Annotated in this window: 10 protein-coding genes and 1 pseudogene; 8 read left to right on the top strand and 3 right to left on the bottom strand. The window is 66.4% G+C overall.

Annotated elements, in window-relative coordinates:
* Positions 1-45 precede the first annotated feature (45 nt).
* Positions 46-180 carry a hypothetical protein gene (locus OG844_RS43795; RefSeq protein WP_406387640.1) on the bottom strand — a complete coding sequence of 45 codons (135 nt, stop codon included), beginning with the start codon at positions 178-180 and terminating at the stop codon, positions 46-48.
* A 220-nt stretch (positions 181-400) separates the two neighbouring features.
* Between OG844_RS43795 and OG844_RS43800 the strand changes: the two genes are divergently transcribed.
* The 7 genes from OG844_RS43800 (at position 401) to OG844_RS43830 (ending at position 7,685) form a co-directional block, all read left to right on the top strand.
* Positions 401-1,492: an IS630 family transposase gene (locus OG844_RS43800; protein WP_406387639.1), complete on the top strand. Its 1,092-nt coding sequence runs from the start codon at positions 401-403 to the stop codon at positions 1,490-1,492.
* 56 nt (positions 1,493-1,548) lie between these two features.
* A complete protein-coding gene (locus OG844_RS43805; RefSeq protein WP_406387637.1) occupies positions 1,549-1,863 on the top strand; it encodes a hypothetical protein in 315 nt (104 codons plus the stop codon).
* A 415-nt stretch (positions 1,864-2,278) separates the two neighbouring features.
* On the top strand, positions 2,279-2,764 hold the full coding sequence (locus OG844_RS43810) for a hypothetical protein (RefSeq protein WP_406387635.1): 486 nt from the start codon (positions 2,279-2,281) through the stop codon (positions 2,762-2,764).
* Between the two features lie 596 nt (positions 2,765-3,360).
* On the top strand, positions 3,361-3,858 hold the full coding sequence (locus tag OG844_RS43815) for a transposase (protein ID WP_406387633.1): 498 nt from the start codon (positions 3,361-3,363) through the stop codon (positions 3,856-3,858).
* Positions 3,855-4,295 carry a transposase gene (locus OG844_RS43820; RefSeq protein WP_406395962.1) on the top strand — a complete coding sequence of 147 codons (441 nt, stop codon included), beginning with the start codon at positions 3,855-3,857 and terminating at the stop codon, positions 4,293-4,295. Before OG844_RS43815 ends, OG844_RS43820 begins: the two co-directional genes overlap by 4 nt.
* A gap of 319 nt (positions 4,296-4,614) precedes the next feature.
* On the top strand, positions 4,615-5,064 hold the full coding sequence (locus OG844_RS43825) for a hypothetical protein (protein ID WP_406387631.1): 450 nt from the start codon (positions 4,615-4,617) through the stop codon (positions 5,062-5,064).
* A 980-nt stretch (positions 5,065-6,044) separates the two neighbouring features.
* Positions 6,045-7,685, top strand: coding sequence for an L-lactate permease (locus OG844_RS43830; RefSeq protein ID WP_406387629.1), 1,641 nt, complete (start codon positions 6,045-6,047; stop codon positions 7,683-7,685).
* Between the two features lie 40 nt (positions 7,686-7,725).
* Here OG844_RS43830 and OG844_RS43835 read toward each other — a convergent pair.
* Positions 7,726-8,433: pseudogene (locus OG844_RS43835) on the bottom strand (transposase); the annotation flags it as partial.
* A 116-nt stretch (positions 8,434-8,549) separates the two neighbouring features.
* On the opposite strand from OG844_RS43835, the gene OG844_RS43840 reads away from it, so the two are divergent.
* Positions 8,550-9,575, top strand: coding sequence for an MmcQ/YjbR family DNA-binding protein (locus OG844_RS43840; RefSeq protein WP_406387628.1), 1,026 nt, complete (start codon positions 8,550-8,552; stop codon positions 9,573-9,575).
* 292 nt (positions 9,576-9,867) lie between these two features.
* Here the strand turns inward: OG844_RS43840 and OG844_RS43845 are convergent, their stop codons facing one another.
* On the bottom strand, positions 9,868-10,083 hold the full coding sequence (locus tag OG844_RS43845; RefSeq protein WP_406387627.1) for a hypothetical protein: 216 nt from the start codon (positions 10,081-10,083) through the stop codon (positions 9,868-9,870).
* Positions 10,084-10,184: the final 101 nt, after the last annotated feature.

A 10,184-nucleotide genomic window follows, 5' to 3' on the forward strand; every position in this document is an offset into this window, starting at 1 on the left:
GCCGTGCACCTTCGCTCCGACGTCGATACGGCGCCGTCCGAGCCTTCACACCAGCACGATGCCGATCGCGGCGAACAGCCCCCACGGAAGGGGGCTAGCGGGGAAGCGGTGGTACGCAGCGGCGAACTGCGTGCCGAGCAGGCCGTACACGCCGATCTGCAAAGTGTTGAACGAGAACATCGTCAGCAGGCCGGCTGCCGCACCGAGCGTCCGGCACGACGCCGGCAATCAGGTAGCCAGCCCGGAGCGCGGACGCCTCCGGTCGAGATCGCCAGTGGAGCGATGCCGATCATGATGGTTAATGGCGACGCTGGGGCTATGACCATGAGGTGACGCCGGCCGTGCCGAGACTTCTGCCTTGAGCTAGTGACCTGAGTCAGAGGTTTGGCGTTAGTTGGCTATGAGTCGTCCGGGGCCGAAGATTCCGCCGCTGTCACTGACCGATGCTCAACGGGCTGTGCTGGAGGGCTGGGTGCGTCGGCGGACGACCGCGCAGGTGCTGGCTCAGCGGTCACGGATCGTGCTGGAGTGCGCGGACGGCCACTCGATCATGGAGGTGTCCCGTCGGCTGCGGGTTGCGCCGGACACCGTCCGCACCTGGCGGCGGCGCTTCCTGGAGAACGGCTTGGACGGCTTGTGTGACGAGCCCAGGCCGGGTGTCCCGCGGAAGATTACCGACGCGGATGTGGAACGAGTGATCGTCAGAACGCTCGAGGAGACGCCGAAGAACGCGACGCACTGGTCGACGCGCTCGATGGCCGCCGCGACGGGCATGTCGCAGTCGACGGTATCCAGGATCTGGCGGGCGTTCGCTCTGGCCCCGCACCGCTCGCAGACCTACAAGCTCTCCACCGATCCGTTCTTCATCGATAAGGTCCGCGATGTCGTCGGCCTCTATCTCGACCCGCCGGAGAAGGCTCTGGTTCTCTGCGTGGACGAGAAGTCGCAGATCCAGGCCCTGGACCGGTCCCAGCCGGTCCTGCCGATGATGCCCGGGGTTCCCGAGCGCCGAAGTCACGACTACATCCGCGCCGGCACCACCACTCTCTTCGCCGCCCTGGAAGTCGCGACGGGCAAGGTGATCGGGTCGCTCCACCGCCGCCACCGGGCCGTCGAGTTCAAGAAGTTCCTGGCCAAGCTCGACAGGGAAGTCCCGGCCGGCCTTCAGGTCCACCTGATCCTCGACAACTACGCGACGCACAAGACGCCCGAGATCAAGAAGTGGCTGCTGGCACACCCGCGCTTCCACCTGCACTTCACACCTACCAGCGCGTCGTGGCTGAACCTGGTCGAGCGGTGGTTCGCCGAACTCACACAGAAGAAGCTTAAGCGCGGAGTACACCGCTCCGTCCAGGCCCTCGAACGTGACGTCCGGGCCTGGCTGGCCGACTGGAACGACCAACCCAGGCCCTTCATCTGGACCAAGACGGCCGACGAAATCCTCGACAAAGTCGCCGCCTACTGCCACCGAATCTCTGACTCAGGTCACTAGGTCGTTTCCTTCGGATCACCTTCAACGACCCTGTCTGGCCTGGATACGGTGACGGCATGACGACGATCCTGCGGCATCCCCGACCCGGATTCACGTGGGATTGGTGGGCAGTGGACGCTCACGGCTTCCTCGTGCAGTTCAGTGGCGGGCCTGCTCCTGAGCATCTCCTGTCGCATGTGGATCGTGTCGACGCTGCGGCTGCGTGGGCCGAGGAGAATTGTCCGGCATGGTTCAACGATGCTCCCCCATCGCTTCACGCCTTCAGCTGCAACGGCGAGCTGCCGGTCTACACCCGCAACAGCGTCCCGGACTCCCCATTGCGGCTGTCCGGCGCCCCGGCAGCAGTGCGAGCTACACCCACCCGGCAATGATCGGCAGCAACCGCTTACGCACCCCCGGCGCACCACCGGTCCACCGCCAGGCGCGTGGTCCCCCGGACGCCGGTGAATCGGTAACAAGCGGTCTCCGCTGATTCTCGAACACGTATCACGGGGGTCGCGCACACGCGCGAACTGGCATTCGCCACCGTCCAAGCGCTCCGGCGCCAAGTCCGGGTGGACTCGTAGTTGGGGTGCCGGTAGGAACGCTGTCACCAGCCGATTGGTTCGGCTTGAGTGAGTCTGTCTGCGGCGTCCCACCCCCTCGCAATCTTGCAGGTCAGCGGCCTGTTTTTGTCCCAGGCGTTCCATCTCCCGTCCCACCCTTGTGGAGCCTGCGTCCGGGGGCCCACTGTCTGGATATCCGAACGGCAAGGCGTACGAACACGATCAAGGAATTGGGGTTGTCATGCGCAAGGAATCTCGCCTGAATCGGGCGGCCGGTGCAACCGCCGCCGTTGTCCTCATGGCATCCGGGATGGTCGTCGCGGGGGCACCCACCGCCTCCGCGGACAATTGTGGCGGTCTCGGTGACTACTTTTGCGGCGCGGTGAAGAACAGGACCGGCCGGGCGATGAACTACACGACCAATCTCGGCGACGGCAACGGCCGCTGCTACGTGTGGAACATTGACGGCGGTACCGCGAGTCACCCCGACACCCTCCCATGTGACCAGAAGTCGATCGGCAACGGGATCGTGGGCGGCAATGGCACCGGCGTCGACGTCGACGCCTTCACGTTCAACGGTTGGGGCTACCACGAGCGATTCTCGCGGACGGGCACGTGGCACTGGCGGACGGCGGGCACCTGGACGAAGTTGTGGAGCGGGGAGTTCGCCGACTGCAGCATCGGCGATTACAACGAGATCTGGTGCACAAGGCTCATGCAGATCTGAGGCTGCCCGTGATGAAGGCGGCGGCCAGGCCTGGGCCGCCGCCTTCATCCGCACTGACCGCGAGAAACAGCTCCGCTTCCCACGGAGGGCCTGTCCGACCTGCCCTGCTCAAGCTGTCGTCATGAAGGGTGGTGTGTGGGCCGCGGTGTTGAAGGAAGAACCGCTTCAGACAGGCCGTAACTGAACGGTCGGCAGCGTCGACCTCCAAGCCGATGAAGCCCGGCACAGTGGCTAAGCGACGGCGAGTGCCGCCCGCCGCCCCGCATCCGGCACATACGCGGCGATGCCGCTCCAGGACAAGACCCGTGCGACCTGGCACGGCCGCAGCGCTACCGAAACACCCGTTCCGAGCCCTTCCCACTGCGATGCCGCACAGTTGTGGTCACGGGCAGGTGGGCGCGCAGGCCCAGAGTTCGGTGGGTTCGCTCAGGAGTCCAGTGCTGGTCTGGTGGGTGCCGAGAGACCGATCCCGGTGCAGGCGTGCACCGCACAGGGCGCAGTTCCAAGGTCGTGCGGTGGGCGAACGCGCACATCACCCCCGAGGCGTACACCATCGACGACACAGGCTTCCCCAAAGACGGCATGGACTCCCCGGGGTGGCCCGGATGTACTGCGGTGCGCTGGGCAAGCGCGGCAACTGTCAGATCGGCGTGAGCGTCAACCTCGCCAGCGAGAAGGCCTCTTCGGCCATCGACTGGCGGCTGTTCATCCCCGAGAGCTGGGACGATGCCAAGCACGGTGACGACCCGCTGATGGCTGGGGCCATCGTGCGCCGCCGCGCCCAGGCAAAGATCCCCGACGAGGAGCGCCACCGCGAGAAGTGGCGTCTGGCCCTGGACATGCTCGACGAAGTCACGGGCGAGTGGGGCCTGCCCGGCCTGCCGGTGACCGCCGACGCCGGCTACGGCGACGCCACCGGTTTCCGCCAGGGCCTGACTTACCGCGGTCTGCTCTACGCGGTGGCCGTCAATGCCACCACCAGTGCCCAACAACCCGCCGACGCTGAACCAGCACGCGCCCCCTACAGAGGCCGAGGCCCCCCCCGGCCCCCGCCTACCCGGACAAACCAAGTAACCTTCGCCAACTCGCCCTGAACGCAGGCAGATCAGCCCGCCGCACCGTCACCTGGCGCCAGGGAACCAAGACCAGCAAGCGCAACCCCACCGCCGAAATGCGCTCGCAGTTCACCGCCCTGCGCGTACGGCCGGCGAACAAGGACATACCCCGCGCCGCCGACGGATCACTGCCCGAATGCTGGCTGATCGCCGAATGGCCCCACGACACCGCCGAGCCCACCGACTACTGGCTTTCCACCCTGTCCACCGACACACCGCTGCGCGAGCTCGTACGCATCTGCAAGATCCGCTGGAGAGTTGAACACGACTACCGCGAACTCAAGGACGGCCTGAGCCTGGACCACTTCGAAGGCCGCAGTTACCTGGGCTGGCACCGCCACGTCACCCTCGCCGCCCTCGCCCAGGCCTTCTGCACCCTCCTGCGACTCGACCCAAAGGCCCCTGCGCAGGCCTGACCCTGTACGCGGTCCTCCGCGAACTCCAGGCACTCCTGGCCACCTGGACCGGCGCCTGTTCCATATGTGGCCAACCCGCCCCAGAACCCGAACCACACCGTAGAAGCTAACAAAGCCCTGCGAGGCGCCCCCACCACCGACCGGAGAGTTCGCGACCGGCCATTGTTTGGCCGCTGGAACAGCCCTGCCAAACAATGCGCCGACCGCTGAACTCGGTGATGCGAGCCCCAAGGGGCCATCCGGGCGACGGACTGCCGGACGGTCATGGGGTTCGGTCTTTCCCTCAGTTCCGGATGGATCACCAGAATCGGAGAGCGATATGCGCCAGAAGATCATTGCAGGGCTGGGAGTCGCTGCTACGGCGGTCGCGCTGTGGGGGGCGCCGGCGGCCCAAGCCCAGAAAGTTGCCGCCCCCTCGGCCGTGGCAGTGGACGACAGCTTCACGGTCTGGACCGCCGACGTGTGCGGCTCGGCCGACTTCATCGATTACGGAGAGGGAGCCCCGGGCGGCGGGTCCAACGACGACTACATCGAGGTCTGGGACGCCTGCGAGGACACCCATGGCGTGAGGGCCTACGCATGGCTCGACGGCACCTACCTCGGCTCGAAGTACAACGGGAACGGCGCCTGGGAGTACGTGGTCTGGGACCCGTTCGGCAACGTCACGGCGGGTCAGAAAGTGGGCCTGAAGATATGCCTCGTCGACGGGGCCAACGACACGACACCTTCCGACTGCGACGAGATGACCAGAACGTCCGTGGACGGCTGACGGGGGTCGGAGGTATCGCCCGCCAGGCCACCGAACAGCGATGGGGGCACTGGGCCCGCGGGGAGACGTCGCCTGGGTGATCACCCGTCGCGCCCGTGCGCCAGGGCGCCTATGGCCCGCTCGGCACCTGCAGCGAGGGCGAAGGCACACTCGGTTCAGCTGCTCGGCGCGAGCTCCGCGGCGTCCTGGCCGCCGTCCTTGGTCCAGGTGCCGTAGGGCCCCGGGAGGCCGGGCTCCTACGGCACCGACCCTGCTCATTTGTTGTCAGCCTTTGCACTGGCCTTGCGAACCTGGCTGACGGCGGCGTGAGTTGGTGTGTGGCTGGGTGCGAGAAGAGATGAAGCTCCTGGTAGATGGATTGTCGTGCCTCCAGAGCTCGGCGCTCGCGCGCTTCCCGCCATGGACAGTCCGTCCCGCCCCTGGACCTGGCTGACTATCTGGCGGCCCCTCCTTTTTTGTGGCATCCCGCCGCAGGTCAGCGACCTACCTCCTCTACCCGCACGGTAGAGACGCCAGCATCCCGCCCACACCCAAATCAGCAAAACACCAGCTCAATCATCCCCGGAGAGGATCCGCACCCAAGAACGATCCGCCGTCCCACAGTCAGCCGGCCGAGGATGAGCCGCTCTCCCCCGTGCGTCCGGTCGAGGTTCGACGTTCGTCGATTGCGTGTCCTCAAGCACGTCGAACTCCCTGGGATACCGCCGCAATCACCTCGGGAACACCTGCCCGCAACCACCGGCATGCTGGATGCCGAACGGCGTTCGCGCAGGACCATGGCCCGGAGAAGGTGACACAGCCAGGAAACGCTCCTGCGGCTGCGCGACCTGCTGCGTTGTCTCCCCGTCGTCGACGTGGCTTCTGGCCCTCGACGGAGAGAGCAATACGGAAGATGATCGTGCACACCCCGCGTCTGATCCTTAGCAGGCGACCTGCCGTGGCTGGATGTGCCGGCCTTCCGTCGACTGAGGAGGGCTGCCTTGTACCGGCAAACCATCGATCCGGTGTTCGGCTCATTGGCTTGGAGCGCGCTGCTCGCCCTGGTCCCCATCGCAGCCCTCTTCGTGTTCTTGGGAGTTTTCCGCACCAAAGCCTGGGTGGCGTCCTGGGGAAGCCTGGCAGTCGCTGCGCTGGTGGCTGTTCTCGGCTATGGCATGCCTACCGGGCAGGCTGTGCTCGCCGCCGGTCAGGGGGCGGCCTTCGGCTTGTTCCCTCTCGCGTGGACCTTGGTCGCCGCGATCTGGATCCATTCCATGACGGTGCACAGCGGCCACTTCGACGTTCTGTGCCACTCGTTCGCCGCAGTGAGCAAGGATCAGCGCATTCAGGCAATCATCATCGCCTTTTGCTTCGGCTCGTTACTCGAAGGGCTTGCCGGGCAGGGGACTCCGGTGGCGATCACCACCGTCATGCTGGTGGGGGGCGGTTTCCGCCCGATGCGCGCAGCGGCAGTGGCTCTTGTCGCGAACACGGTGCCGGCGGCCTTCGGTCCGCTGGGGCTGCCCATCACGACCTTGGCCAAGGTCAGTGATCTGCCGATGGCCGACCTCGGCGCGATGGCCGGTCGGCAGGTACCGATCATCGCGGTGTTCGTCCCTCTCCTGGTGGTGGGGATCGCGGACGGGCGCCGGGGCGTCCGCCAGACGTGGTTTCCCGCCCTGGCCTGCGGTGTGTCGTACGGGCTCACACAGTTCGTGACATCCAATTACATCTCCGTTCCGCTCGCGGACATCAGCTCCGCGCTGGTGAGCGCCTGCGTGGTCACGGTAGTAGTCCGCGCACAGCATGTACGTCGGTCCCCTGCCCCTGCTCCGTCTGTCATCGCTCATCCCGACACGCCCCAGGCGAGTGCGTCCCCGCTGCCAGTGACGTCCGGCGTCCGAACGGAGGTCTGGCGTGCCTATGCCCCCTACCTTGCGATCGTCTCCATCTTCGTGTTCTCGCAGTGGAAGCCCGTCGCTGATGCGCTCAACTCGGCCACGGTCACCTTCCCTTGGCCCGGCCTGCATCTGTTGACATCGGGGGGAGAACCGTCGACGCTGCCGATGTTCAAGTTCAACTGGCTGGCCGCAACCGGTACCTTGCTGCTGATCTCGGGCCTCGCCACTATGGTGGTATTGCACATACCGCCCCGGGTCGCGGTCACCGCTCTCGCCGAAACACTCGGTCGTTTGCGTGGGCCGATCACTACCATCTCGGGACTGCTGGCTCTGTCGTTCGTGATGAATGCAAGCGGCCAAACGATGGTGTTGGGCACCTGGCTTGCCGGTACCGGTGGTGCGTTTGTCGTGATCTCTCCCATTCTCGGATGGCTCGGTGTTGCGTTGACCGGATCGGACACTTCGTCCAACGCGCTGTTCGGGGCGTTGCAGGTCACCGCGGCCGACAAGGCGGGCCTTCCGGCGACCCTGCTCACCGCGGCGAATGCCTCGGGAGGCGTGGTGGGCAAGATGATCTCGCTGCAGAACCTGACCATCGCCGCCGCAGCCACGGGGATGCACGGCGCTGAAGGCGATCTGTTCCGGCGGATGTTCCGATGGAGCGTGCTTCTGCTTGCCGGAATGTGCCTGATCGTTTTCCTCCAGACGACACGGGTGCTCGGCTGGATGACCGTGCACTGACGGGCCGGTGAATTTCAAGTCCAGTGAGACGGTTGTGGCGCTATGAGATTTGTGGTGCGGGGTCTCTGCGTTTCGCCGGGTCGTTGATCCAGGCGGTCTGGGGTATTGCGGGTGGTCGGGGGTGGCGGCCGAAGCGTTCGGGGTGGCGGGTGTATGCCTGGGCGAGGGTGACGGCGCGCTGGTCGCGGACTTCCTCGGCGGTCCCGAAGTGGACGGAGGCGGGTGTGTGCCAGCCGATGCCCGAGTGCCGGTGCTCGTGGTTGTAGTACGCGAGGAACGTGTCGAACCATTCGCGGGCGTGGGCCAGGGAATCGAACCGTTCGGGATAGTCCGACATGTACTTCGTGGTCTTGAACTGGGCTTCGCTGTACGGGTTGTCGTTGGAGACCTTCGGCCTCGAGTGCGAGCGTGTCACGCCGAGGTCGATCAGTAGCTGGGAGACCTTCTTCGATGTCATCGAGGTGCCGCGGTCCGCGTGCACGGTCTGGGGCACGATGCCGTTGCGGGCGATGGTCTCGCGGATCAGTTCCTCGGCCCGCACCGCCGATTCGGCCCGCTCGACGGTGTGGCCGACGATGTACCGGCTGAAGATGTCGATGATGACGTAGGCGTGATACCAGACGCCCTTGGCCGGTCCGGCGGCCTTGGTGATGTCCCAGGTGAACACCTGCGAGGGCCCGGTCGCGACCAGCTCGGGCACCGCCTTGGCGGGATGGGCGGCCTGGCGCCGGCGTTCACCGCACTGGCGGCCACCTCCGTACATCATGGGAGGCTGAGCCGGAGGCGTCGCTGCGACGCCTCCTCCGCCCTGTGGCGGGCAACAGTGAGCACCAGGACCAGTTGAAGAATAAAGGAATCCTCAGGATGATGGCAACGATCAAAGAGGTGCGCCAACTGGCACACTCCCTGCCGCGAACGGAAGAGGCTGTGGTCAGGGATCGAGTCAAGTTCCGGGTCAACCGCATCGTCTACCTCTCGTTCTCCAAGGACGAGACCACGATGGGATTCGCATTCCCTAAAGCAGAACGGGCGGATGCGATCGCCGCCGAGCCCGAGAAATTCAGCATGCCTGCTCCGGCGATTCAACGATTCAATTGGCTCGAGGTCCGCCTGGACGCTCTCGACGTAACCGAGATGGAGGAAATCGTCATCGAGGCCTGGCGTATGGTCGTGCCGAAGCGCGTGGCCGCGGACCGCCTTCGCGGCACCCGGTTCGACCGCGACGTGCCGGCCTCCGCCCCGCCCTTCCCGGCTGCTCCCTCTCCAGACGAACTGCGGCACGCCGCCGGTGTGTTCAACGGATTCAGCAACATTGACACCAGCTGGCTGAGGCTCCTGGACAGCACACGGCCGGCACTGGACCTGTCCGATGAGCACCACAGGGCCGCGCTCCTGCGATGGCTCAACTCATGGGGCTGCCGTATTCGTTATCCCCGCGAGGGAGAACCGGCACCGTTCGACACCGGCGTGGAGGAGTGGTGGCGCGACTGCGGCGCGGAACTGCCCGTTGCCGGCCTGACGGCCCTTTCGGACCGCGACATTTCCACATTCGCCGACGCCTACGCACAACTCGCGGCGCTCCGCGTCGCCTCCGGTCCGCGCGCTCGCTCGCTGGGCCCGACGGCAGCGGCCAAGGCGCTCTATGCCCTGCGACCGCACGGTGTGATGCCGTGGGACGCGGCCATCGCCGAGCAACTCCACGGCGCACGCGACGCTGCGGCGTTCGCCGGCCATCTGCGGCTTGGACGGTTTTGGGCACAGAGCCTGCTCGAAGCGATGGACGTGACCGAGGAGGATCTGCCCGGGGCGGTCGGCCGACCCTCCGTATCCCTCGCGAAGGTCCTGGACGAATACCTGTACGTCAAGATCACGAAGGCTGGACCCGGCTGAGGCGGAACGGTAATCAACCACCCGGATACCGGCCTTCTCCAGAGCAATGGCACCGACTCCTCCCGCATCACGCGAACGAACTCGTCACCGGTGCCCGGCCTCAGCCGGTAGGTACGGATCTCAAGAATCACAGCCGGTCTCCTGCGTATGCGCGGTATCGGTCGGCACGGTATCTGGTGCGCGCGGCGTCGGCCTCGCCAGTACTACCGGCCTCTGTCCCCGCAGGGCCGTGAGTCGCGCTCGGCGGCGCCGAGCGCGTGACGCGGCCTGCCCGAGGGCGCCGATGACCGGTCTACGCGACGCCGGGTGACTGGCGGCTGTCCCATGCGGCGGTGAGGGCGGCGACCGGGTCAGGGGTACAGGGCGCGCACGGCCACCACTCGCCGTTTTCGCGTGTGTACGGGTACCAGTGGGCGTCCGGGCCGAGGCGGAGCTGGAGCCCGGCATGGTCGACGGTGAGACGGTTCCGCCAGGACTGCAGGCGGGGCGGTGCGGCCGTGTCGTCCATCTCGGGTCCGGTGAGCGGGCACGGCGATGGCCGGGTGGGCGCCCGCCGGGACGAATATCACCCGACCCGGGTCGGGCTCGTAGGAGCTCACCGTGCCTGGC

The sequence above is a fragment of the Streptomyces sp. NBC_00887 genome (assembly GCF_045207585.1).